Origin of the sequence: Streptomyces sp. NPDC020801, from assembly GCF_044334385.1 — a bacterium.
GTDB lineage: Bacteria > Actinomycetota > Actinomycetes > Streptomycetales > Streptomycetaceae > Streptomyces.
The window spans coordinates 46,754-69,807 of record NZ_JBIRST010000033.1 but is presented as its reverse complement, the minus strand read 5'-3'; the positions used below and the strand labels follow the sequence as shown (position 1 = coordinate 69,807).

The window sequence follows — 23,054 nt, the reverse complement described above, 5'->3', positions numbered from 1 at the left end:
CGTCCTGTTCGCCATGGTCCGTGACAGACAGTGCTACCAATTCCCAACTCCCGCACCTGCTACGGCTTGACAACAACATGAGGAGGTGTCACCGGTCCCGGAGGCATCGACGGACCGCTGATGAGGGGCTTGACCGGCTTCACCCGAGGAGCGGCCGACTTGGGTCGACGGGGCTGATGGGGTCCGGAGAGTGTGGAGGATAGAGGGTCCTCTTGAGCGCGTGTTTGGTGTCAGATCGGCTGGAGACGGGCGACGGGTGGGACGGGCGGTGGACTGCAACGTGGAAGACAGCCCGGCCGGTGTGTCGTCTGCCCGGTCCGCGCAGTGGGCGTATCGAAGTCACGCCCCACGTAACCTCTTCCTGTGCCTGCATCCCGCCTGCATCGCGTCGCCGTCCTTGTGCTCGAGGGTGCGAAGCCGCTCGATGTCGGAATTCCTGCGCAGGTTTTCACGACTCGCGCGAGCATGCCGTACGAGGTGCGGGTGTGCGGGGCGGCACCCGGTCTCGTGACCGGCGGCGATGGCCTCGCATACTGCGTCGCCCACGGCCTCGACACGCTTGCGTGGGCCGACATCGTCTTCGTCCCCGGCTACCGGTTCCCGGACCGCGACGACCCGCCGCAGGCCGTCGTCGAGGCACTGATCGCCGCCCACGACCGGGGCGCGCGGCTCGCCGCCATCTCGACGGGCGCCTTCGCGCTCGCCGCCACGGGCCTGCTCGACGGCAGGCGCGCCACGACGCACTGGCACTACACGCGGGCACTCGTGGCCAGGCATCCGCTCGTCCAGGTCGACGAGAACGTGCTGTTCGTCGACGAGGGCAGCGTGCTCACCTCGGCCGGCGCCGCCTCCGGCATCGACCTGTGCCTGCACATCCTGCGCGGCGACCTCGGAGTGGCCGCGTCCAACCACGCGGCCCGGCGTCTGGTTGCGGCCCCCTACCGTAGCGGCGGCCAGGCCCAGTACGTGCCGCGCAGCGTCCCCGAGCCACTCGGCGAGCGGTTTGCCGCCACCCGCGAGTGGGCGCTGCACCGGCTCGGCGAGCCCCTCACCCTCGACATACTGGCGCGGCAGGCGGGAGTCTCGCCGCGCACGTTCTCCCGGCGCTTCGTCGAGGAGACCGGCTACACGCCGATGCAGTGGGTGATGCGCGCCCGCGTCGACCTGGCCCGCGAACTGCTCGAGCGCTCGCAGCGCAGCGTCGAACAGATTGCAGCCGACATCGGGCTCGGCACCGGCGCGAACCTGCGCCTGTACTTCCAGCGCATCCTCGGCACCACACCGAGCGAGTACCGGCGCACCTTCACCCGGGGCGAGTAGTCCGCCCGGCACCATGTGGCGGGATCCTTTTGAACCGTGGCGATCCCGCCACTGTCAGCGGCGCTAGCCACGGGCGAACCTGGTGGCGAAGGGAAGGGACATCACTCATGACTCGCATCGCCATCAACGGATTCGGCCGCATCGGACGCAATGTGCTGCGCGCACTGCTGGAGCGCGACAGCGCACTCGAGATCGTCGCCGTCAACGACCTGACGGAGCCCGCCACTCTCGCCCGGCTGCTCGCCTACGACAGCACGGCCGGCCGACTCGGGCGCCCGGTAACCGTCGACGGGGACGCCCTCGTCGTCGACGGCCGTCGGATCACGGTGCTGGCCGAGCGCGAACCGGCGCAGCTGCCGTGGGCCGAACTCGGCGTCGACGTCGTCCTGGAAGCCACCGGCCGTTTCACCTCGGCCAAGGCCGCCCGCGCCCACCTCGACGCGGGCACAAAGAAGGTACTCGTCAGCGCGCCGTCGGACGGCGCCGACGTCACGCTCGCGTTCGGGGTCAACACCAACGCCTACGACCCGGCCGTGCACACGATCGTCTCGAGCGCCTCCTGCACCACCAACGCGCTCGCGCCGCTGGCCGCGGTCCTCGACGAACTCGCCGGTATCGAACACGGGTTCATGACGACCGTGCACGCCTACACGCAGGAGCAGAACCTGCAGGACGGTCCGCACCGCGACGCCCGACGCGCCCGAGCCGCCGGCGTCAACATCGTGCCGACCACGACCGGCGCCGCCAAGGCGATCGGCCTGGTACTGCCGAACCTCGACGGCAGGCTATCGGGCGACTCGATCCGCGTACCGGTGCCGGTGGGCTCGATCGTCGAACTCAACACGACCGTCGCCCGCGACGTGACGCGCGACGACGTGCTGGCGGCGTACCGCACCGCAGCGGAGGGGCCGCTCGCGGGCATCCTCGAGTACTCGGACGACCCGCTCGTGTCGTCCGACATCACGGGCAATCCCGCCTCGTCGATCTTTGACTCGGCCCTCACCCGCGTCGACGGGCGCCACGTCAAGGTGGTCGCGTGGTACGACAACGAATGGGGCTTCTCGAACCGCGTGATCGACACGCTCGAGTTCCTCGCCACCCGCTGACCGGACGCCGGGGTGGTGCCCCGCCTCGGGCGACTGCGCCGGCCAGCACTTCCTTTGGGCGCCCTGGTTGACCAGTCGGGCCAAGCAGAGCGCTCAGTCACAGAAGCGGGTCCGCCCGGCTTCCGGAGGGTGCGGGAGCGCCACGGCCGGTCCAGGCACTCTTCGAGCGTCGCCCCGCGATGGCCTACGGCCACCCCTGACAGTCCGCGACGCCCCTCGAATCTGGCGGCTATCAGGCGGACCCGCCCCATGGTTAAGCCCACAACCAGGCTCAACGGTGTGGCGGCGCGTGGCGTTGTAGTGCTCGATCCAGGCGAGTGCGATCGAGCGGAGAGAGCTGACGTGGGTGCGGGGCCACTGCCAGGTCGCCGTGTCGGGGTCGATCCCGTGAGCGCGAGCAGCCTCGTCGATGATCTGCCGGAACCAGGCGGCCAGCCCGGCGCGAACGCCGTCGTAGTGGGCCGCGAAGCCCCGGTCGGACTCGTAGATTCGCCCCAGACACACCTGCATCTGCCGCGTGAGCGGGAAAGAGTTCGAGAAGACCTGGCGGTGGCGCTCGACGAGCGCGTTCGACTCCGGGCTGCCCGGAGCGACGCCCTGGTCCGGTGCATCGCCCAGATCACGCTGGAGCGTGCACATCGCCTCGGAGAGGGACCGCCACTGTTCACTCGTGCGGGAAGCGGAGCGTTCGGCGAACTGCGCCCGCTGCGGGGAGTCTCCCCGGTGCAGTCGCTGCAGGTCCGCGTCGGTGTAGCGGCGGTACCCGGACGTGGTGTGGACAGATGGCGACGCCAAGCCGATCTCGTCCCAGTGATGCATCGATCTCGGGATCAACCACGAACGCCATTGTCGCCTCCGCCCGTTGCTTCGAGGTGACGATTCCGACCGATTCGAGATCGCGCGCCTCCCGGCTGTCGGGATCGCGAAGGTCCACTTGGCCAGTGACAGCGGGGCACGGCCTCATACCCTCCACGTCACCGCAGGCGAGGCAGGGGATGCGCCCGCATTCGAGGCGGTCATGGCCAGATCCGAGTTGCGCGAAGCGGACTCGGAAGACCCAGAACCCGACCGGAAGCCGTCCTCGCGGACCGTGCGTACTCCTCCCGCGCTATCCGCGGGCATCTCCGCCGAGGCAGAATCCGGGCGGTCACATCCCGCAGCCCTCTGACCAGATCGCACACCGCCTCAGGCGGGGCCGGTGCCGGAGGCCGCCCGCTTGGATTCGACGCCGAGGCACACAAGAAGCGCAAAACCGTTGAAAGGTGAATCAACTGGTTCAAGCAGTGGCGTGGCCTGGCCATGCGAACCGAAAAACTTGCTCTCGCCTATGAGGCCGCCCTCCGCCTCGCGGCGATCCTCATATGGGTCCGGTGGTGACCCGGTGCGGTCAGAGGCTGAAGACCCGTCGGGCGTTGCCGGACAGGAACAGCTCGGTGACCTCCTCGTCCAGGCCCAGTTCACCGAGGTGCTCCAGCGCCTGGCCGGGAGTGATCATGGGGTAATTGGTGCCGAACAGTACCTTCCTGCGACCCCGGCCGCGCAGGTAGCCGACCAGCTCGCGCGGGTAACGGCGGGCGGTGTAGGCGCTGGTATCGATGTACACATTGGCGTGCTTGTCGGCCACCGCAATCATCTCCGTGGTCCACGGATACCCGATGTGCCCACACACGATGGTCAGCTCGGGGAAGTCCAGCGCGACTTGGTCGATGTAGGGAATGGGGCGGCCGGTTTCGGACGGACGCAGCGGGCCGGTGTGCCCGACCTGGGTGCAGAAGGGGATGCCGAGGTCGACGCAGGCGGCGTACAGCGGGTAGTACAGACGGTCGGTAGGAGGGAGCTGCCGGAGCCAGCACACGATCCGCAGGGCCACGAAGCCGAGTTCCTCTACGGCCCGGCGCAGTTCCCTCACCGCCTGGACCGGGCGGGTGAGATCCGCGCTGGCCACCCCGCACAGCCTCCGGTCGGCCCGGGAGACGAACTCGGCCATCTCGTCGTTGCTGATCAGCGACCCCTCGGGCCCGTACCAGGCCGCCGACAGGCCAACCTCGACGTCCGCCGCGGCCATCGCAGCCACCGTGGCCTTGACCGGCATCGGCTCCTCCAGCAGACCTCACCCCGTCCACCGGCGCAAGGACTCGAACATCTCGTGGTTGGAGTGACGGAGCGTGGGGTGCTGCATCCACGCATCGATGATCGGCATCAGACTCCCTGCCTCTCTCCCGGCGCCGCTGGCGACAGGTTCCGGACAGTCTGGTCGGGAGCGGTCCAGGCCCTGACTGCGCATGGTCCGGGCAGGAGCGATGCGGTCGACCCCGAGCCGCCGCACCGAGGCCTCGCACGCCTACCGCATGAGGACGGCGTCGCCGTGGGTCCGGGTGGGCTCGCCCCGGCGGTTGGCGCCATGGCTCATACCGGTGCCCTGGAGTCATTGAGCGACGTAGGCCCCGCAGCGTACTTCGGGAGTGTGAATAGTCCAGCGCGTCCCTTCGAGAGTGACGACCTCCCCCTGCTTGACTGACGGCACGTCAACTAAGCGGCTTCGGAACGCCGTATTCCTCGGAAGGTTCGATGCATCGCAAGGCTGGTGGCCGGGGAAGGGCGGGTGGCCCGCCCGGCCGGGCACCGTTGACAGGACGCCGCTGGTCGAGGGGCGTGGCACTGGGCGCGAGTCTGGCCCTCGGCATCGTGGGACTGTCGGCCCAGGAGACTTACGCACAAAGTGCGTGCGGAACGAGCGGTACCTTCAGCAGCGGCCCTCCCACCTGCACGTACACCACGACCGGCGAGGACACGTTTACCGTTCCGTCCGGTGTGACCAGCATTCACGTGGTCGCCAGCGGCGCCTCTCGCGGCTTTGGCGCCACGGTCAGCAGTGGAGGCCCCGGGGCACAGGTGGCCGCGGACGTCCCGGTCACACCTGGCAGCACCCTGTAACGTCGAGGTCGGAGTGGGCGGCGGTGCCAGCGGCAGTGCCAATGGCGGGGCGGGCGGCGGCGAGTCCGACCTTCGCACGTGCTCGGTGTCTTCCGTCGGCTGTGTGCTGACCGGTGATCCGATGACGGACCCGCGCCTGCTGGTTGGTGCGGGCGGCGGTGGCGGGGGCGGCGGCACCCACGACCCGAGGCCCGGAGGCGCCGGTGGCGTCGGGCCCGCATTCTGCAATCCTGGGGCCAACGGCACCGGCGTCAGCGGTGCCGGTTCGGGCGGCGGTGGTACGTGCACCTCCGGTGGAACGGGCGGCGGAAGCAGTGGCGGCGGCACCACCGGTGGGAACGGTTCGCCCGGTGTCGGAGGCAACGGCGGCAACTTCGGGAGCCCGTCCGGCGGCGGTGGGGGCGGCGCCGGCTTCTGGGGCGGTGGCGGGGGCGGCACCGGGAACGACACCGGTGCCGGCGGGGGCGGCGGTTCCAGCTTCGCCTTCGCCGGTGCGAGCAGCGTCTCCACCGTCGCCAACCCCACCGGCGCGCCGTCGGTGACCATCAGCTACCAGTCCGTGCCGACCATCACCACAACCCCCTCGCGCACCACACTCCGCGTCGGCACCCCGGTCACCGACCGTGCGACGGTGACTGGCGATGCCCCTGACGGCAACCCGGCCGCCTCCGGCGCGACGGTGTCATTCTTCGTCTGCGGACCTGCAGCGACGAACTGCACGAGCGGCGGCACAACGGTGGGCGGCCCGCAGCCGCTGAGAGCCGGGCCGTCGACCACGGCCACCGCCACCTCCCCGCAGTTCAGGTCAGCCGTTGCCGGGACTTACTGCTGGCGCGCCGAGTACTCGGGCAACCCCGGTTACTCCGCCACGTCGGCCGACGGCAGCAGCGAGTGCTTCACCGCGACTGCCCGGGGCGGCGGCCCCTGGGACCACGGCCACAACTGGTACCACGACCTGAGCCACCCCAGTTGGTAGCGCTCCTGCCCCCGTAGTAGCGGCCCACGCCGGCCTCGGGGACACCTGGGCACGAAGACGGGGCCCGGGAAGCGTTCGGCTGACGCCGTTGGTCAATTCGGGCCCTGCTTCGCCCCGTCGACTGGTTGGTCGACGGGGCGAAGTGCTGCGAAGTGGCTGTGCGGGTGCGGGCCCGGGGTGCGCCGGTGGAGTCGGCGTCGATGCGGGCGAGGCTGATCGCAGCGCCGATGAACTGGTGCGGGAGGCTGGTTCTCGTAAGCTCCGGTAACGTGATCTCCACTGCTGCACCACCCCGGGTGCGCGGGATTGCCTCAGCCGCCCGCCTGTGCAGCCCAGTTACAGCTGGCTAACACTGGCTAACACAATGAGGTGGACCGGTTGCCGGGCCGGCTCGAAACACCACTTGATCACCGGCGGGCACGGCACCCCGCTCGCAATCCCGCTGACCGGCGGCAACCGCAACGACGTCACCCAGCTGCTACCCCTGCTCGACGCGATCCCGCCGATCCGTGGCCGGGTCGGCCGGCCCCGCCGCAAGCCGGACTCACTGTTCGCCGACCGCGGCCACTACCACTATGTCTACCGCGACCAGGTCCGCGACCGAGGCATCATCCCGGCGATTGCCCGCCGCGGCACGCGACACGGCACCGGACTGGGCACCTGCCGGTGGGTGATCGAGCGGACTTTCGCCTGGCTGCATGGCTTCCGCCGCCTGCGCGCATTCCGCAGTCCGGCATATCGCCACCGAGCCCTCACAACGACGCACTCCGCCGTGGCGGCGCCGGCCGGGGTGCGGCGTACATGGCCCGTTGCCGGCTCAGGCCGCGGCGGCCAGGACGGCCGCCGCGACTGCGCGTGCCTCCCTGGCGGGAGCCGTCGTACGCTCCCGTAGTGCCGTGACGATCGCCCCGTCCATGAGCAGAACAAGGCGTCGCGCGAGCGCTTCGGCGTCCTCATGGCCACTCTTGGCGAGCAGGCCCGCGACGTACGTGGTGACGCGCTCCTTGTGCTCGGCGGCGACCCGGTACGCGGCACTGCCGGTGTCAGCGGTCTCAGCCATGGTGTTGATGAAGGCACAGCCGCGGAAGTCCGCACCAGCGAAGCGCTCGGCCAGTGCATCGAAGACGTCGAGGGGCTTTCCGCCGAAGGCGTCCACGCGTTCGGCCAGCCAGGTTCGCCACGCCTGGTCGCGTCGTTGCAGGACAGCGACCACCAAGTCGTCCTTGCTCGCGAAGTGCCGGTAGAAGGAGGCCCGACCGACTCCGGACTCGGACAGGATCCGCTCGACGCCGACGCCGCGGATGCCCTCGGCGTAGAAGAGTTCCTCGGCGGCGTTGAGGAGACGTTCACGTGCGTGGGTTGCCATGCGACTCAGGGTATCCCGATCTTGACGAATTATGGAACCGATCGGTACCGTCCCATCCACAGGAGACGGAACCGATCAGTACCATCTGGAGGACTCGTGCCACGCATGCCCCAGCTCACCGAGGACCCCTCGGGGCTTCTCGAACAGACCCGCCAGCAGCTCGGCCGGCTGCCCAACCTCTACTCGGCGCTCGCCAACGGTCCCGCGGCGCTCGCCGGCTACCTGGCTCTGCGCAACGAACTCGGTCGGGGCGTGCTGCCCGCCCGGCTCCGCGAGCAGCTCGCTCTACTGGTCGCGCAGGAAAATCACTGCACGTACTGCGTCAGCGCCCACACGCTGCGAGGCCTCAGGCTCGGCCTGACCGAGGACGAACTGGCCCGCACCCGTGAGGCCGCTGATGACGCGGACCCGCACGCCGACGCGGTGCTGCGGCTGGCCCGCGAGATCATGCACACCAAGGGCCGCGTCGACGACACGGCGCTCACCGATGCCCGCCGGGCCGGGGTGACCGACGCGGAGGTGGCCGAGATCGTCGCCCACATCGCCCTCAACACGCTGTCCAATTACTTCAACCACCTCGCCCAGCCGGACCTGGACTTCCCGGAGGTGTCCGCGTGACCTCACAGTGGCGCAAAGGCTCGATCGAGCTGGTGCCGGGCTACTCCCTGACCGACGCCGACAACCACCGCGTCGACCGCGCCGAGCACGTCGACTTCGCGATCGAGGGCGGATACGTCTCCATACGACTGCCCGGCGTCCCCTGCACCCAGTTGGTCTCGGCACCGGCCGTACGCCTGATCACCTGCGAGTCCTGAACTTCGCTGATCAGGTCACCGGCCCGGGGCGACGTCGGGAGTCCGTCGCGCCGGCCGACGGCGGCACGCCGGCCGCCGGTCCCGCGCCCCGCCCGCCGGGCGGACGGGTTTGCACCAGGGCGAACCGCGCCGGGCGCCCCCTCAGGGGCGCCCGGCAGCGTCCGGTCCACCTCTCGGCGCAGACACTGATCCGCCGGACCAACCCGTACGCTCGCCATGACGAGCACGAGCCGCCGTCCCCCCGGCGGCGCCTCAACGCGATCCGGCACCACCACGGTCTCCCCCATTACCGTCTTCGTGGCTCGCAATGGGGTTTCCGGCCTCCAGGCCCGGCATGACTGGTCCCCCCTGTTGACCATGACAACGCCTTTGCCATCGGTGGTTACTGCCATCTGTGGTTCACGGTGATGACGGCTGGTGGGCGGCGGTGGCCAGCAGGTTCGTCGGGGGCCTTGCTGCTGAACGGGGTGATCGACGACGTCAGTTCGCGGGGGCAGTCGTGTGAGCGTCGTCGCGGCAGAATGGACCAGCGGATCTCGGCGAGTCCGAGCAGGCGGTGATGATTTCGGGCGGAAGGGGGAAAAGCCGCACGGCGTGATCACCGAACGGCGGACGACATGCAGGGCCCGGGTAAACGATGTCCGCCCGGCGGAAGTCTGCGCGATCCGGGCCACCTTGCAGAGCAGGTCCCGGGTCGCATGATGGACGATCAGGTGAGCATAAATCTCCTGCCCGACCCCATCCGGAGTCTGCGTGCGCAGGACCGGTCAGCCGCGCTGGTGAGTCTCGATGTCGTCGAAGACGATCTCACTCTCCCAGCGCCGGGCATACGAGGTGGCGAGTTCGGCGGCCGGATACTCCTCATGGTCCGTCAGGCTGGTGACAAGCCGGATCACGTCCACCTGGCCGTCGACGCGGTATTCAATCACCCTCACCAGAACTGGTGGAGCTTTGACGGTTCCGGCGACCTTGGCGTGTTTGTTCACCTGGATCCAGGCCAGGTAACTCCCGTCCGGCAGGACGTCCTGGACCCTACGGGCGGCCCGGCGCTCGATCCTCCACACCAAGTGGGCGCCCCGGTCACGAAAGCGGTGCCAGCGGGCCAGGCCCCAGGCCCCATAGTCCGCGGACGGCCGGACCAACGTCCCCGCCCCGATAGGGACTTCCAGTTCGCCGGACACGATCCGCTCGGAATCCTTCCAGCCGCCAACCACCGCGTCCAGTACCGCGTGCGACGAGCACTCCGTCACTGCGACCCGGGCCTGCGAATAACCGACCGTACTGCGTTGCGATCGGGGCTTGCCGAACCCTTCCCGGTTGCCGGGCGAGCCGGGGACGGTCAGCAGTATTCCGTCCAGGGCCAGGACTCGCAGTCCGTGGAAGAGTTCCGTGCTTTGGCCCAACGGTCGGGCCGCGACCGGGAGCAGCTCTCGCATGACCGGCCAGCCCAGCCTCTGCCTCGCCCGAGGCAGAGATGACCTGTTCGCCTCGGCCCAAGGCCGAAGCGCCGGTACGCCGGCCTTCACCAGCCGCAAGACGTCACGCCGGCCCTGCCCTCCTGGGCGATTGCGCCGGACTCGTTCGGTTGCGGCGTCCCGGTCCGAATTGGTCGGGTCCAGGACCGGCCCCAGAGACTCGGCCGCGGTCGCTTGGCAGGGCGATCACCGTCCAAGCGGCCCGTAGGGTGCGGTTCGCCACGCAACGGGCCGCCCAGCACATTAGAGTTCACACCGGAAGCCACCGGCGTCCGCGGAGGACACATGACGGATCACGCCGCACGTCCCACGCGCCACCACCGAAGGCCGTCGGGCCGCCGACGGCGCACCGCACTCGGTGTCCTGGCCGGTCTGCTGCTGATCGCACTGATCGCGGACACCGGACTGGCCCGCAACCGGACGGACACCGCGCGTCGCGCAGAGCGTACGAGCGGCGTGGCGCTTCCTTTCGACCTGCCGAGCCCAGACGTGCTGCGCAAGAGCCCGCACCTGGTCTTCGCACACTACTTTCCACCGTATCCGCTCTCTCTCGACAACCAGCCCGCGCAGCACGACTACTACGCCCGTAACTACCTCACGCCACAGGGCGAGCAGGGCAAGCACGCCTCCTACGGCGGACTGCTGCGCGACCGGCCGCTACCGGTGCCGCCGTCCAGCGGCAACTGGCAACTGGCCAACCTCGAACGGGAGGTGAGGACCGCCCGAGACGCCGGGCTGGACGGATTCACCGTCGACATCCTCTCCCTGACCGGCGCCAACCGTCATCGCGTCGAGTTGCTGCTGCGCGCGGCACACCGCGTCGACCCGGGCTTCCGGATCGTGTTGATGCCGGACATGACCTCCCTGCACACCGACCCGCACACCCTGGCCGACCAGCTGGCCGAGCTAGCCGCGTCACCGTCCGCCCACCGGCTGGCCGACGGACGCCTCGTGGTCTCCCCGTTCAAGGCCGAGGAACACAGCCCCGCCTGGTGGAGCCAGGTCATCGCACGGCTGCGCGACCACGGCATCGCGACCGCCCTCGTCCCGGTATTCCTGAACTTCCGCGCCAACGCGGAGCGGTTCGCCCCGATCAGTCACGCCTTCTCGTCGTGGGGCAACCGCAGCTACACCCGCCAGGACGACGTTCCCGGCAACATCCGGCTCGCCCACTTGCTGGGCAAGAAGTGGATGCAGGCCGTGTCCGTGCAGGACGCCCGCCCCGACCAGGGCGTCTACGACGAGGCGGGCAACACCGCCACCCTGCGGTCGACCTGGAACCACGCGATCTCCGATGGCGCGGACTGGGTGCAGCTCACCACCTGGAACGACTACTCGGAGGGCACCCAGTTCGCCCCCTCACTCCACAACGGCCATACGTACCTGGACATTTCCTCCCACTACCTCACCCGTTTCAAGACCGGGGCCTGGCCGCAGATCGTCCGCGACACCGTGTACGTCACCTCGCGCGTCCAGTTCACAGACTCCGGCGGCGCTTCTCTCCAGCGCCGGCTGATGCGACCGCGCCCGGGCACCGCGCCCCCATCCGACCAGGTGGAGCTGCTGACCTTCCTGACCGCGCCCGCCACAGTCTCCGCGCGCGTGGGCACCGCCCGCTACATCTACCGTGCTCCCATCGGCGTGCACGCCCAGGACATACCGTTGAGTCCTGGCCGCACCGAGGCCGTGGTCCGCCGCGCGGGGGACACCGTCGCCGCCGTCATGACCCGCTTTCCGGTACGGCGCACGGTCACCGTGCAGGACCTCCAGTACTACGCGGTCTCCAGCGGCCGCTGAACTGGCCGGACCCTCATTCGAGCCTCACCACACCCTGGGGGTCTGATGACACCGGTACCCCAGTCCGGGTCCGGCGCAGGGCGCCCTTGACCGCGAGGCCCCTGGCGGTCGAGCGTGTACGAGGTCGCGACAACCCCAGGCTTGGAAAGGGGTACGGGGCGCCGGTCAACAACGAGCCGGACAAGTGCCCAGCAGCCGAATGGTTTCACCGTGCACGACCCGCACAAGCAGATCACCCAATGCCCGCAAGCCGGCGAGGGCTTCCTCACCCCGCCCGTGCGGGAACCGCAGGAGGAGATCCGGCTCAAAGGCCGACCCCGTCGCCGCATCGGCTTGACATCAGCTCCGGGTAGTCCCGTAACTGCTGGTCGTCACCGAGGAGTGTCGCGTAGGTCCCGGATGTACCAGTCGAACCGTGTACCGTCCTTGCTGTGGGTCTGCTTGCTGGGGGGAAATCCTGCCCGCCGCGCGACTCAGACGGATGCGGGATTCTCTGGCACCACTTGGATCACCGCCTCCAGACGGAAAGTAGTCCGGGCGAACTGCGCTGAGTCCGTGGATGAGCAAGGTCGTGGCTTCCAGACGGGACCTCGCTGTGGCTCAGGCAGTCAGCGCGCCGGTGCGTGCCGCGAACTCACTGACGCCCTCGACCCGGGTCGGCCCGTACAGCAGACCGGCTGTCAGTATGCGAAGCGCGGGCCGGCAAACCTCCTGTGGGGCCTTCTGTTCGACCCGCTGCAGCGCCGCGCGTGTCTGTGGCGCGTCGCCGAGCGCGTTCCACATGCGGGCGATGTCGGTCCACGCCCGCGCGCGCAGCTCTGGTGTCGGCATGTGGTCGATGTCCAGCCGGGCCGCGACGTCGACGCCCTCGTCGGGGGTGCCGAGGGCGTTGAGGAGACTGATCTTGTAGGCGTCGACTGGGCTCGGGTGGCTTCGATGGTGAACAGGCCTGGCACGGCGGACCTGCGGTCCGTTTCCTGCCCGGCCTCCCCGATCAGGGACAGGACCGTCGTCCTGTCCCTGCCGGTGGCCGCCGAGTACGCGCCGGTCAGCAGCAGCGTGGTACGGACGGCCGTGGTTTGGTCGGGTGTCGAGTCCAGGTCGGCGGCTTCCTTCGTCAGCAGGCTCACCACGGCGGTGGATCGCCCCGAGCGGTGCATGGTACGAGCTGGCCAGTGCCAGGTGCGCCTCGTCGCGAGTCCGGCCCTTCGACGCGTCCCGCGTGGCCTGCGCTGCCGCGATCAGCGCGGGCAGCACCTGCCCGAGACGGATGCACTGGGTGGCCCAGCAGTCCCAGCGCGCGGCAGCGCCCTGCCCGACCAGCCGGAGCAGCCGGAGCAGCCGCACCGGCGACACCTGCGGCAGCCGGAACAACGCCACTTCCAGATCCACGGACGCGGCAGCAGCCGGGCCAGTTCCCGCAATGGCCGTCGCCCCGCTGCCATCGCGCCTGTCAGCAGCTCCCGACGACGCACCGCTTCCTCCTCGTCCGACCGGCAATGCCAAGGCCGCCCAGCAGGCGGCCGACGCCGCCACCGCCACCGCGGCCGTGGCCGTGGCCGTGGCCGTGGCCGTGGCCGTGGCCAAGAAGATGCGTGCTCACGGGCTTCGGCTTGTCGGTGCTGCAGGCGGTGAGCGCGGCGGTGAGGATGGCGGCGCCGACCAGGGCGGTGAGAGTGCAGTCCATGCGGGCGTCCTTGTCAGCTGAGTCCGCCCGCAGCCGTCTTGTACTGCCTGGCTTGGTTTGGGGTCAGGTAGTGCGACACCCGTACGAGGACAGTGCCGTGGACGTAGTCGTACTCGGCGAACATCGGCATCGACTTGGTCACGGCCTGGATGTACTTCGCACGAGCCGCGGCGTCCGTGGGATTCGCAAAGACCTCGACTGCGCCACCGCGGTCGACGTCCCCCTTCTTGGTGCCTTCGACATCGCTCGCCTTGACCCGGCTGTCGGTGAAGGTGACCTTCGACGTGTACTCGTTTGGTCGGCCGAGGAGATGGTTCGGGTCGTTGTCCGCGGTGATGGTGCCGGACAGCTTCGCCGCAGGGACCTTCCCCGAGATCTGTGTGAACGCGCTGGCCGCGGTCGGCGGCTGGCTCTTGGCGGCGTCGTCTTTTCCGGCCGCGTCTGATCCGGGCGACGTGCTGTTGCCGCAGGCGGTCAGGGCTACAACGAGGGTGGCGGCGCCCAGGGTGGCGCTGAGAGGCTTGTGCATGCCGGGGATCGTCGCCGTCCAGCGGGGCGCGTGTGGGCAATGTGGTCGAGTCGTGACGCTGTGTTCGGCTGTTCGCACACGTGGTAGCGCCGCACAGGCCGCCAGGACACTCCCATCCCCATCGCGAGATGGATGGCCCGCTTCACCAGCGCTGCGGTAGCCGCTTCGACATCGCCGGAGTGCGCCGCGAAGGCCGCCGTGACTGCGGAGCCGAGCAGGTCTGGGGTGTCGGCGGTGGTCAGGCGGCGGCCGACCGGCACGACCTTGACCCCACGCGTCACCTGGCCGGACCCAGCGGCGGGCGCCGGCCGACGGGGCTCCCCCTATGGAGCAGCCCTCGCCGGCCGGGCGGGCTCGACCGTTCGCACGTGTTCGGCCGTGCCGCGGTCGGTGGGGTCCAGGTGCTGCGGGAATCCCGCGACCTGATGGTGGGCGGGCAGCCCGCACGGCACACAGGGCTGAGGCGCGGACAGGGCCGCAACGTCGTCAACGTCGTGACCGGTCTCCGGCTCAGCTTCCGCCGCGCCGACGTCCGCCGGTTCCTCAACGGGGCCTCCTCAGCCGCAGCGGCAGCCGACTTGGTCCGCGCTCCCTCGAGGAAGTACGCGCACTTCTCCCGTACTCCCCCACTGGGGTCGCGTCCGGACTTCCATCCCCCGACCGTGGACGGACTGAGGTTCAAGGCCTGCGCGAGCTGAGCACGCGAAACACCTCAGTCCTTCACGGAGCGAGCGCCGCTCCTCGGCGGGCGGAAGCAGCGCCTCCTTCTCGGACCCGGCGAGCGGGGCGGCGATCGCGTCGAAGTCCGTCATCGGGCTCCCCCGCTCCTGGACGACCGCGGCGCGTGCCATGGTGGCGTTGCAGCCGGGACCACGGCGGCGCTCCACGGGCGACGACTCCACCGCCCTTGTCGGTCCCGCCAGGAGTTCGAGAACGTCGATGCCGTAGTGCGCGGCGACAGCGTCGCAGTCGGACAGGCTCCATGCAGCGGTCCCGGACCGACGGCGGCTCACCTGGGCTTGACTCACGCCCAAGACAGCGGCGAGATCGGTCTGGTGCCATGTCGATCACGGGATGGCGAGTGCACTTCACTCGCCGGGAGCAGGCGTGGCCACGCGGGGCGACGGCGCTCATGCGGGAGTTCAGTGCCCTGCTCGCTCACCTCGACCAGCGGTCGGACGAGTGGGTGTGCCGGAGGGCCGGCCGTTTCTGCAGCGCGAAGGGTGAGTACGACGGTGGCCTCGCGGTCAACATCATCGAGTGCTGGCCGGCGCCGCCACCGCATCGCATCACAGTGTCGCGGTCGTCTCCTCCCCGGACGCGCTGCCCGCGAGCCACTGGTCCCATCCCAGGTTGAAGTCGGCGTAGCCGTTGTCGGCCGAGGCCTTGGCACGGGGCGAGCCGGTGACGGTGACGGGGTCGCCCTGCTTGACCTGGCCGTAGAACCACTTGGCATCCGGCATGGACAGGTGGACGCAGCCGTGCGAGCCACGGGCGCTGCCGCTGCCCGGATTGGGGTCGCCGGTCGAGTAGTGCACGTACGTGCCGGACTGGGTCAGGTGGACGTCCCAGGGCAGCGTCAGGTCGTAGTAGTTGGGGCTGCCCTTGTCGCAGCTGATACCAACACTGCAGGAGGTCATGTGGACCTTCTCCTGCTTGTCGATGACGGCCATCGTGCCGTTCCACGTCGGATACTGAGCGCTGCCCGCATTGATCGACAGGGTGCGCACCACCTTCTGGTCCCGGGTCACCTTCATGGTGTGGCCGGCCACCGAGACATCCGCGCGCACGTCATCGCCGATCTTGAAGGTGTGCGTGTAGCTGTGCACGCCGTAGCGTCCGTTGCCGTTGCTGACGCCCTTCATGTCAGCGTCGATCTTCACCTTCGTACCGGAGGGCCAGTACGTCTTCGGTCGCCAGTCGGCGCGCTTGTCGCCGAACCAGTGCCAGGCGCCGACCACCGGTTGCGAGGCGCTCACCTTCATATGCTTCTCCACCGTGGCCCGTGCGTTTGCCGCCACCGGGTTCGTGAAGACCACCGAGATCGGCATGGCCACGCCAACCGTGGCTCCCGTCTCGGGGGTGAGCGTCTCCAGCAGCATCGGCGGGCCCGCGGGCTTCGTCGGTGACGGAGAGCGGCTCGCACTCGGCTCTCCCGACGCCTTTGCGTCGTCCCCGCTCGCCTTGTCACTGCCGCCCCCGCCGCAGGCACTCGCGCCCACCAGCATCACGCCCGTGACAAGTGCGATCCCTATGCCGCCCTTGCGCCGTCCCACGAACTGCCCCGCTCTCTCGCTCTTCGGCCCTGACAGGCCCGACTCCCTGTCAGACACGACAGCGTGGGTGGCAGTTCCGTGCGTCGCGTAAAACGTGTCTCAAGACTCGGTGCGCGCCGCCGATACGGGACGATTTGGGGCGCGACGTCGTCGCCTCCCACCTTCGAGGTGGTCACGGCGGCAGTCCGCTGCGTGTTGGTCAGGCGGGCTGGTCGGGACGCTTGCCGCACTTGGTGAGGAGCGTGCGGGCCTCCCGCTCCAGCGCGGCTATCTGCTTCCGGCAGGTTCAGACGAAGCCCTCGCCCCTGGCCGCGGCACCCACGCCACCGCGGTCGTCGAGTCGATCGACGAAGTCCTGCACATCACCCGGCAACACGGCGGAGAAATCCTCGACGGTCCCAACGAGGCGCCCTCTGGCCGAAACTTGTGAAGCACCCCGGAGGCGCGACTCGAGTACGTGCAGTTCCACGCAGCCGCACGATCAACCCTGACATGAGCCAACCCGGGCGTCCCCAAACAGGCACGCGCGGTGGCGCCGTCGGAACTGGTGGGCTTCCGCGGGCTCGCTGATCGCCAACTGCCTTCCAGCAAACTCATCGACCAATGCTGTCCTGAGAAGTGAACGGAGCCACGTCGAGGCCGCGACGCGACCGGCCGACCGTCCCGACACGGTGACGACGGGGCCTGGGATGCGACCGCCACCTGCTTCGAAGAGAAGCGACTGGCCGCAATCGCCCTGATGACCGGCGTCACCAACCTGTTCAACCGGCTCAACGCCACCACCCGCCAGAACGCCGGCGCGTCGGGCTGACGGTCGGCGCCGGTCCCGGGCAGCGTCCACCCGCCGCCCGGGACCGAGGCCTCATGCCTCGTCGCCGCTCCCCCCACTCCGCCACCCCGGCAGCCGTCGAAGAGCAGGGGCCGCCTCCACGAGCGAGACACGCCATCGGGGCCCCGCACGGCGTCCCTGGCCTGCGGCACCCGGCTTAGGGGGTGCTTCTGAGGGGGCGCAGTACGGCGGCCCCGGCACGCGCGAGCACGGATACAGGTAGCCCCACCCAACGAGTCAGCTCGCCCGGCAAGGCGGGGTCGACCTCGATGGTCACTCGGAGGTATCGGGTGTGCAGCCGGGTGACCTTCGCAGGACGGGACGGAGCGGCGACGTCCACCCCGCGCTGCAGTGCGGCCCGGTAGGTGTCCCTGCGCTGAGTCACGCTTGTTCCCGGCGCTTGATGAGCTCCTCTGCAAGGTCCATGTACGCCGTACCTTTCACCTGGACCGGGCTGCCGAACGACTGGGCGTACAGGTCGAGCCGCGGAATATGAGTGGACAACACGTCGAAGCCCCGCTCGCCGAGCGCGTCGCGGGCATCGGCATCGGGGCCCGTACGCGTGGCCTCGGGACGATTCGTGCGGTTCAGCAGGACGGCGGCGCGGGCAGGCACGGCGCGCAGGGACTGCACGTCGCCCATCTCCCGATCGATGGTTGCCATACGGTCAAGCTCGATGGGTGCCGGTGTCACCGGCACGATCCACTGGCTCGCGTACCGCATGACGCTCCGGGCGATGTGGGAGTGGTCCTCGAGCTGCGGGGCGTCGAACACCACTGCCTGCCGGTTGCCGAGGAAGTCGTCGACGCGCCGGTGCACGTCGCCCACCGGAAGGGCGAACACAGGAAACGGGAAGCCGCCTGCCAGTTCGCTCCAACGCAGCGCGGAGGAGGCGGGATCACTGTCGACCAGCAGCGGCGAAATGCCCGACTCGTGGAGCGCGTGAGCCAACCACACTGCGCTGGTCGTCTTCCCCACTCCGGGTTTCAGGTTCACAAGGGCATAACTCAGCGACACAGGAGCCGACGTTAGCCGTCGCGAGCGCCTTGTGCCGCCGACACGGGGCAGGCCGTGTCATCGTTCACCCGGTGGCATCCGGAGAGTCATGCACATGGACCAACAACAGGTGACGCACTGAAGCACCGAGACGGCGCCGCCGCCGTGTATCCCGACTCGCCTGTCGGCGACGAACCGCGTCAGGGCTTGCTCCAGCAACTCCAGAAACCGCCGCAGGCGGATCACAATTCCTCGATGGTGAGCCTGCAGGCCATCCGTGCCGCGTCACCGACGTGACCCAGCGGGCCCGTCGGGGGTGTTCGGCTTTCCAGGCGTCGGCGATGTCCGCCCCGGTCTTGATGGAGGCGTCCAGGGCCCGTATGGCGTCAGCCAGGGCCGAGAGGAGTTTGCCGATGGGGGCGACCATGAGTGCGGCCCAGGCGCAGGCGGAACGTGCGCAGCACTTCGAACGCCGGATGCACGCCGTCGAGCGGATCCGGGAGCGGGCCGCGGCTCGTGGTGAGAATCCCCCGTCTGTGGAGCAGATCCTCGATCAGCTCAGCGCACCGCTGTATCCACGGGCGATCTTCGGCATTGGTCCGCCGGCCTCTTGCCAACCGGAACTCCTCGTGGAACGGCTGCTCAGCAATGTGGGCGAGCCGGGTACGGCTTGAGCATTCGTACGATGTCGACCTCGCAGCCTGCATCGACCCCGGCTTCACGACCTGGTGCAGCGAGCCTGATCCGGTGCCGAGTCGGCAGCAGCGCCAAGGGCGAAGATGCCGGAGCAGCATGTGCTCGACGGGTCAGAATCGGAATCCGAAGAGGCCGGAGTTGGGCGATCTCTCCGGCGTCCGCCGCTCGCAGCACCTTCAGCCGCCGGATCCGGCGTGCTGGCGGTGCGGTGACTGCGGATCCCCGGCCTCAGCACAGTCCGGCAGGCTTGGATGCCCGGCACAAGTTGTGGTCGAAGGTGTTGCCGCGCGTGGTGCTCTCCTGGTTGACCACGTCGGCGGGGGAGTTTTCCCGCAGTGAGTTGTCCCTGACCTGGTTGTTGTCAGTGGTGGCTCCGACGAAGCTCTTGAGGAGCACGATGCCGCCCGACAGGGGGGACGCGCCGGAGTTCCCGGTCACCGCGTTGCCGGTGACGGCGGTCTTCTCGACGCCGGTCAGGACGATGCCCGAGCCCTGCAGGAAGGGCAGCCGCTGGGTCTTGGCGCAGTACTTGTTGTTCTGCAGGACCCGGTTGCCACGCACGGTCAGCGCGCCGGCCTTCGGCTTGTTCTCGTCGCCGACGACGAAGACACCCGCGCAGTTGCCGGTGATGTCGTTGTCCGTGACGGTGAGGCCGCGCAGTCGTCGGACGGTGACGCCGATCCGGTTGCCCTGCAGGTGATTGCCGGAGACCAGCGTGTTTTCGGTGTTCGTGGCGCCCTGTTCGGCCGTGATCGTGTTGGCCAGGAAGATGCCTGCGTCCCCGTTGTTCCGTACGGTGTTCTGCCGGTACGTACTGTGCTTGGACCGCTCCTCGGCGAGGCCCCACACACCGTTCTTCTCGGCGGTCACGCGCCGCACCGTCAGCCCGTCGGCCCCCGCGGAGATCACCCCGGCGCGGGAGAAGCCGGTTACCTTCAGGTCGGATACGGTGACACCCTTGAGCGGCTTGCTCGTGGTGCCGGCCACGCAGATGCCGTTGCCGCGCTTGCCGCAGTCGTCTGCGGCCTTTGCCGCCGGCTTGAGGACGGTGGCGTTGCCCGTGCCACGCAGGGTGAGGCCGGGCGTGGTCACCTGGACGCTCTCGTGGTAGGTGCCGGTCAGCAGCAGCACGGTGTCGCCCGCCTTGGCGGAGTCCACCGCCTTCTGGATCGACTCCCCCGGGTGCACGGTGTGCGTCCGCTGTGCCGACTCCGGCGTTGCGGCGGCGGCGCAGGAGGCGACAAGCGGCGCCGAGCTCAGAATCAGGATGATATGGATCTTCTTCACATTGAGCAGGTTATGATCCGATAGTCCACCGGGCTGGTGGATGGGCCGTCCAAGGGCGTGTCACGGGCGTGCCGCGAGTGATCAGGCACGCGGAGCGGGGCCGCTCTCCTACTGCACGACCTCCCCCGGCCGCGGATGTACACGCCACAAGAGGGATCACTTGGGCCGAACTCGCCTCCCGCCGTCGCGTCGTAGGCATTGTCGCCCAAGACGGCCTCAGGCCGCTTACACGGATGGCCCGGGCGGCCGGCTACCAGCGGGATGCCGTCGACCAGGGCGAGGATCTGGATGACGTCGTTGACGTTCGCGGCGATCGTGATGACATGGAGCGGGGGCCCTTGCCGTCACAGATCAGGTGGCGTTTGCTGCCCGTCTTCCGCCGGTCGACCGGCGACGGACCGGTCGCGGTTCCCCTCTTCTCGCGCGGAGGTGGGAGCCGTCCAACACAGGCGCGCGACCAGTCCGGCTCGCCGGCCGCGTTCAGTATCGCCAGCAAGATGCGGGGCAGCTGCTCGAAGACGCCGGTCCTGCTGCCATCGGCCCAGTCGACGCCAGCAGGTCTGTCCGGAGCCGAACCCCGGCTCTAGGGGCAGGAGTGTGGACGACGGCGTAATCGGTTCTGGCCGCGATTCCGTGAATCCCAGGTCATCAGGCGACTGCGGGAACGCTTCTTGCAGGCATTGCCCAGGTATGGGGCCGTGGGGGTCGAGGATGTGCTGTTTCCCGCTATCTATGTGCGTGTCACGCCACAAGGGCTTCCTCGCCCGGCTCGGCACATCTGCCGGTACCTGCCCTCCGGCGTGAACCCTGGTGCTTCAACTGAGGTTGATGTAATGGGGCTTGGTGTCGGCGTGAGCCTTGGCGGGGAATCGCTGATGGCCGGTTAGCGGCCGTTGACGCGGCACGGGACGGGGTGGAGTCTTCCCCTCGGTATCGGCGGAGCGGCCCCCCCTTTTTCCGGGTCTGTCGGCTGTGGGCGGCGGCCTCACCATGCGATGTGATGGAGGAACAGTGATGAAGCGTTCATCGATTGCGGCGCTGGCTCTCGTACTTGCGTCCTCAGCGGGACTCGCCGCGGCTCCCGCCGCGCAGGCCCTGCAGTCCCCGGCGGCCTCGAAGCCGGGACAGGCTGTCGTCCTGGCCTTCAAAGGCAGCCATCCTGAGCTGAACGGTCTGCGTGTGAAGGGGATCAGTTCCCCGGCCATCTACCTGATTCTCGACGGGCGGCGTCATTGGATCCCCAACCCGGCCACGTACAACAATCTCTTCCGCGACTGGAACGGTATCCAGTCGGTCGTCGACATCGGCAGTATCGACTCCGGCAGCGCGCTGTCGGACGGCGCTTTCCTCGGCAAGGCTTCTGACGCTCCCGCGGTGTATTTGTTCAGCAACGGCGTCAAGCGCTGGATCACCAGCCCGGCCGCGATGGACAAGTACTACTTCGACTGGCAGAAGATTCAGACGCTGCCGCCCGGAGCCGTGTCCTCGATCCCCACAGGCGACCCTATCTCCTGAACGCTCCTCCGGCCCGGGCCATGTGGACGACAGCCCAATTGGTTCTGGCCGCGATTCCGTGGATCTCCAGCTCATGCCGAAGCAGAATGCGGGTGCAGGGGAGACGAAACGAGGCCCGGCCGTACATGGCCCGCTTGATCTTGATTCGGCTGACGTGGCCTTCGACGATGCCAGAGCCGAAACAACACATCCTCGACCCCCACGGCCCCTATACCTGGGCAATGCCCGCAAGAAACGTTCCGGCAGTCGCGCGATGACCTGGGATTCACTCAATCGCGGCCAGAACCGCGTAATTCCCCACGGCTGTGATCATGTGATTCCCCAGGTCTTGGGCGCCGTGGATTGCGTGACTTGGACCGCGTCCTCGGGCTTCCGGCGGCGCCATCGTGCCCCTTGTCGTCGCCGGCGGTGGCTGTTGCGGCACCGGCTTGAGAAGCTGTCCGGAGTCAGCACCGACCAATTCGGCAAGGGGGCATTCGAGGTGCATCGCGACGATCGGTCAGTTGGTCCTCCCTCCGTGCTGTCGCCAGAGCGGGTTGCTGAGATCGACGATGTCATCGACCGGATCACCCACTGGGCAGCGGGCCTCGACGACATCGTCGGTGTGCTCCTGGTGGGATCGTGCGCCCGCAACGCTGCGCGACCCGACTCCGACATCGACATCGTCCTGCTCACCACGGATGAGCCCCGATACCTCCTTGAGGATGCATGGGCCGTGGAACTTGGGCTTGGCAACCTGATCCGCGCTCAGTCGTGGGGGCCGATCACAGAACGCCGCCATCCCACGGACTCCGGCCTGGAAGTCGAGCTGGGCATCGGCTCCCCAGCCTGGGCAAAGACAGATCCCGTCGATCCTGGAACGCATCGTGTCGTCACCGACGGCGCCCGCGTGCTGCACGACCCTGCAGGCATCCTTGCCGACTTGCTCGCCGCTGTCAGTTGACCGGCGGCTTGTCGGGCCTGTCGTTGGGGTTCCTGGGGCGCTTCCTCGGGCGGTAATGGGGCCGTTCGTGATCACCTGGTGGCTAGTGCTGTGGCCGGCGTCGCGAGCCGGTGAACCTTTCCGGTCGCAGCACTGGCGTTGATGAGCCGGTCCAGGAGCGACTCGGCGACGACGGGGTTGGGGAAGAGCGGATACCAGTCGCCGGGCGCCCGGTTGCTGGTGATGATCACGGACGGGCCTGCCGCTCGGAGACCAGCTCGTAGAGGTCGTCGGCCTGTGGGGCGGTCATCTGACACATGGCGAAGTCGTCAAGGACGAGCAGGTCGGGGCGGATGGGTTCACGCATGCGCCGGTCCCGGGTGCGGTCCGCGTGGCCGCCTGCGAGCTCGGCCAGTATCCGGCTGGTCTTGGCGGAAGCGGACGTGGGCGCCCTGGCGGATGGCGAGGTGTCCCGTGGCCTGGGTGACGTGTGTCTTCCCGACGCCGACCGGACCGAACAAGAGCAGA

The 23,054-nt window shown here is 68.9% G+C and carries 22 protein-coding genes and 5 pseudogenes; 13 read left to right on the top strand and 14 right to left on the bottom strand.

Going from position 1 to position 23,054, the window contains the following annotated elements:
- Positions 1-363 precede the first annotated feature (363 nt).
- Both ACH4UM_RS38365 and gap read left to right on the top strand, forming a co-directional pair.
- The gene (locus tag ACH4UM_RS38365; RefSeq protein ID WP_398190210.1) at positions 364-1,320 is read left to right on the top strand and encodes a GlxA family transcriptional regulator; all 957 of its coding nucleotides are present in this window, start codon (positions 364-366) and stop codon (positions 1,318-1,320) included.
- Positions 1,321-1,427: 107 nt separating this feature from the next.
- A complete protein-coding gene (gene gap, locus ACH4UM_RS38360) occupies positions 1,428-2,426 on the top strand; it encodes a type I glyceraldehyde-3-phosphate dehydrogenase (protein ID WP_398190207.1) in 999 nt (332 codons plus the stop codon).
- A gap of 357 nt (positions 2,427-2,783) precedes the next feature.
- Here gap and ACH4UM_RS38355 read toward each other — a convergent pair.
- Positions 2,784-3,245: pseudogene (locus tag ACH4UM_RS38355) on the bottom strand (TipAS antibiotic-recognition domain-containing protein); the annotation flags it as partial.
- A gap of 106 nt (positions 3,246-3,351) precedes the next feature.
- Between ACH4UM_RS38355 and ACH4UM_RS38350 the strand changes: the two are divergent.
- Positions 3,352-3,803 (top strand): annotated as a pseudogene (locus ACH4UM_RS38350) (transposase); the annotation flags it as partial.
- Positions 3,804-3,813: 10 nt separating this feature from the next.
- Here ACH4UM_RS38350 and ACH4UM_RS38345 read toward each other — a convergent pair.
- Positions 3,814-4,518 carry an amidohydrolase family protein gene (locus ACH4UM_RS38345; RefSeq protein ID WP_398190204.1) on the bottom strand — a complete coding sequence of 235 codons (705 nt, stop codon included), beginning with the start codon at positions 4,516-4,518 and terminating at the stop codon, positions 3,814-3,816.
- Positions 4,519-5,481: 963 nt separating this feature from the next.
- Here ACH4UM_RS38345 and ACH4UM_RS38340 point away from each other — a divergent pair.
- Positions 5,482-6,336 carry a hypothetical protein gene (locus ACH4UM_RS38340; protein WP_398190202.1) on the top strand — a complete coding sequence of 285 codons (855 nt, stop codon included), beginning with the start codon at positions 5,482-5,484 and terminating at the stop codon, positions 6,334-6,336.
- Positions 6,337-6,428: 92 nt separating this feature from the next.
- On the opposite strand, the pseudogene ACH4UM_RS38335 reads toward ACH4UM_RS38340, so the two are convergent.
- Positions 6,429-6,642: pseudogene (locus tag ACH4UM_RS38335) on the bottom strand (IS5/IS1182 family transposase); the annotation flags it as partial.
- Positions 6,643-6,718: 76 nt separating this feature from the next.
- Here ACH4UM_RS38335 and ACH4UM_RS38330 point away from each other — a divergent pair.
- A pseudogene (locus ACH4UM_RS38330) lies at positions 6,719-7,054 on the top strand (transposase); the annotation flags it as partial.
- A gap of 99 nt (positions 7,055-7,153) precedes the next feature.
- Here the strand turns inward: ACH4UM_RS38330 and ACH4UM_RS38325 are convergent.
- The gene (locus ACH4UM_RS38325; protein ID WP_398190199.1) at positions 7,154-7,702 is read right to left on the bottom strand and encodes a TetR/AcrR family transcriptional regulator; all 549 of its coding nucleotides are present in this window, start codon (positions 7,700-7,702) and stop codon (positions 7,154-7,156) included.
- Positions 7,703-7,807: 105 nt separating this feature from the next.
- Here ACH4UM_RS38325 and ACH4UM_RS38320 point away from each other — a divergent pair, with 105 nt between their 5' ends.
- Together ACH4UM_RS38320 and ACH4UM_RS38315 are read left to right on the top strand one after the other, a co-directional pair.
- Positions 7,808-8,320 (top strand): carboxymuconolactone decarboxylase family protein, encoded by a 513-nt coding sequence (locus ACH4UM_RS38320; protein ID WP_398190196.1) that lies wholly within the window; start codon positions 7,808-7,810, stop codon positions 8,318-8,320.
- Entirely contained in the window at positions 8,317-8,517 is a 201-nt protein-coding gene (locus tag ACH4UM_RS38315; protein WP_398190193.1) for a hypothetical protein, read from the top strand. Before ACH4UM_RS38320 ends, ACH4UM_RS38315 begins: the two co-directional genes overlap by 4 nt.
- 767 nt (positions 8,518-9,284) lie before the next feature.
- Here ACH4UM_RS38315 and ACH4UM_RS38310 read toward each other — a convergent pair.
- Positions 9,285-9,953, bottom strand: coding sequence for a hypothetical protein (locus tag ACH4UM_RS38310; RefSeq protein ID WP_398190192.1), 669 nt, complete (start codon positions 9,951-9,953; stop codon positions 9,285-9,287).
- Between the two features lie 324 nt (positions 9,954-10,277).
- Between ACH4UM_RS38310 and ACH4UM_RS38305 the strand changes: the two genes are divergently transcribed.
- Positions 10,278-11,789: a glycoside hydrolase family 71 protein gene (locus ACH4UM_RS38305; RefSeq protein WP_398190189.1), complete on the top strand. Its 1,512-nt coding sequence runs from the start codon at positions 10,278-10,280 to the stop codon at positions 11,787-11,789.
- A gap of 600 nt (positions 11,790-12,389) precedes the next feature.
- Here the strand turns inward: ACH4UM_RS38305 and ACH4UM_RS38300 are convergent.
- Complete coding sequence (locus ACH4UM_RS38300) at positions 12,390-13,181, bottom strand: XRE family transcriptional regulator (RefSeq protein WP_398190186.1); 792 nt, start codon at positions 13,179-13,181, stop codon at positions 12,390-12,392.
- Positions 13,182-13,212: 31 nt separating this feature from the next.
- Here ACH4UM_RS38300 and ACH4UM_RS38295 point away from each other — a divergent pair, with 31 nt between their 5' ends.
- The gene (locus ACH4UM_RS38295; RefSeq protein WP_398190183.1) at positions 13,213-13,497 is read left to right on the top strand and encodes a hypothetical protein; all 285 of its coding nucleotides are present in this window, start codon (positions 13,213-13,215) and stop codon (positions 13,495-13,497) included.
- Here ACH4UM_RS38295 and ACH4UM_RS38290 read toward each other — a convergent pair.
- Positions 13,490-14,005 (bottom strand): hypothetical protein, encoded by a 516-nt coding sequence (locus tag ACH4UM_RS38290; protein ID WP_398190181.1) that lies wholly within the window; start codon positions 14,003-14,005, stop codon positions 13,490-13,492. The two genes, ACH4UM_RS38295 and ACH4UM_RS38290, sit on opposite strands and share 8 nt — an antisense overlap.
- 368 nt (positions 14,006-14,373) lie before the next feature.
- Here ACH4UM_RS38290 and ACH4UM_RS38285 point away from each other — a divergent pair, with 368 nt between their 5' ends.
- Positions 14,374-14,703, top strand: coding sequence for a hypothetical protein (locus ACH4UM_RS38285; RefSeq protein ID WP_398190224.1), 330 nt, complete (start codon positions 14,374-14,376; stop codon positions 14,701-14,703).
- Positions 14,704-14,898: 195 nt separating this feature from the next.
- On the opposite strand, the pseudogene ACH4UM_RS38280 reads toward ACH4UM_RS38285, so the two are convergent.
- The 4 genes and pseudogenes from ACH4UM_RS38280 to ACH4UM_RS38265 all read right to left on the bottom strand — a co-directional run.
- Positions 14,899-15,018 (bottom strand): annotated as a pseudogene (locus ACH4UM_RS38280) (XRE family transcriptional regulator); the annotation flags it as partial.
- Positions 15,019-15,294: 276 nt separating this feature from the next.
- Positions 15,295-16,233, bottom strand: a complete 939-nt coding sequence (locus tag ACH4UM_RS38275) for an Ig-like domain-containing protein (RefSeq protein WP_398190218.1) — start codon at positions 16,231-16,233, stop codon at positions 15,295-15,297.
- Between the two features lie 1,034 nt (positions 16,234-17,267).
- Positions 17,268-17,495, bottom strand: a complete 228-nt coding sequence (locus ACH4UM_RS38270; protein WP_398190178.1) for a hypothetical protein — start codon at positions 17,493-17,495, stop codon at positions 17,268-17,270.
- A complete protein-coding gene (locus ACH4UM_RS38265) occupies positions 17,492-18,127 on the bottom strand; it encodes an AAA family ATPase (protein WP_398190175.1) in 636 nt (211 codons plus the stop codon). The genes ACH4UM_RS38270 and ACH4UM_RS38265 overlap by 4 nt, the downstream gene beginning before the upstream one ends.
- A 320-nt stretch (positions 18,128-18,447) precedes the next feature.
- Here ACH4UM_RS38265 and ACH4UM_RS38260 point away from each other — a divergent pair, with 320 nt between their 5' ends.
- A complete protein-coding gene (locus ACH4UM_RS38260; RefSeq protein WP_398190172.1) occupies positions 18,448-18,780 on the top strand; it encodes a TetR/AcrR family transcriptional regulator C-terminal ligand-binding domain-containing protein in 333 nt (110 codons plus the stop codon).
- Between the two features lie 250 nt (positions 18,781-19,030).
- Here ACH4UM_RS38260 and ACH4UM_RS38255 read toward each other — a convergent pair whose 3' ends face one another.
- The gene (locus tag ACH4UM_RS38255; protein ID WP_398190169.1) at positions 19,031-20,089 is read right to left on the bottom strand and encodes a nitrous oxide reductase family maturation protein NosD; all 1,059 of its coding nucleotides are present in this window, start codon (positions 20,087-20,089) and stop codon (positions 19,031-19,033) included.
- 1,014 nt (positions 20,090-21,103) lie between these two features.
- Here ACH4UM_RS38255 and ACH4UM_RS38250 point away from each other — a divergent pair.
- Together ACH4UM_RS38250 and ACH4UM_RS38245 are read left to right on the top strand one after the other, a co-directional pair.
- Entirely contained in the window at positions 21,104-21,604 is a 501-nt protein-coding gene (locus ACH4UM_RS38250) for a hypothetical protein (protein WP_398190166.1), read from the top strand.
- Positions 21,605-21,677: 73 nt separating this feature from the next.
- On the top strand, positions 21,678-22,547 hold the full coding sequence (locus tag ACH4UM_RS38245; RefSeq protein ID WP_398190164.1) for a nucleotidyltransferase domain-containing protein: 870 nt from the start codon (positions 21,678-21,680) through the stop codon (positions 22,545-22,547).
- 71 nt (positions 22,548-22,618) lie between these two features.
- On the opposite strand, the gene ACH4UM_RS38240 is transcribed toward ACH4UM_RS38245, so the two are convergent.
- Both ACH4UM_RS38240 and ACH4UM_RS38235 read right to left on the bottom strand, forming a co-directional pair.
- Positions 22,619-22,777 carry a hypothetical protein gene (locus ACH4UM_RS38240; protein ID WP_398190161.1) on the bottom strand — a complete coding sequence of 53 codons (159 nt, stop codon included), beginning with the start codon at positions 22,775-22,777 and terminating at the stop codon, positions 22,619-22,621.
- A gap of 108 nt (positions 22,778-22,885) precedes the next feature.
- Entirely contained in the window at positions 22,886-23,047 is a 162-nt protein-coding gene (locus tag ACH4UM_RS38235; protein ID WP_398190158.1) for an ATP-binding protein, read from the bottom strand.
- Positions 23,048-23,054 lie beyond the last annotated feature (7 nt).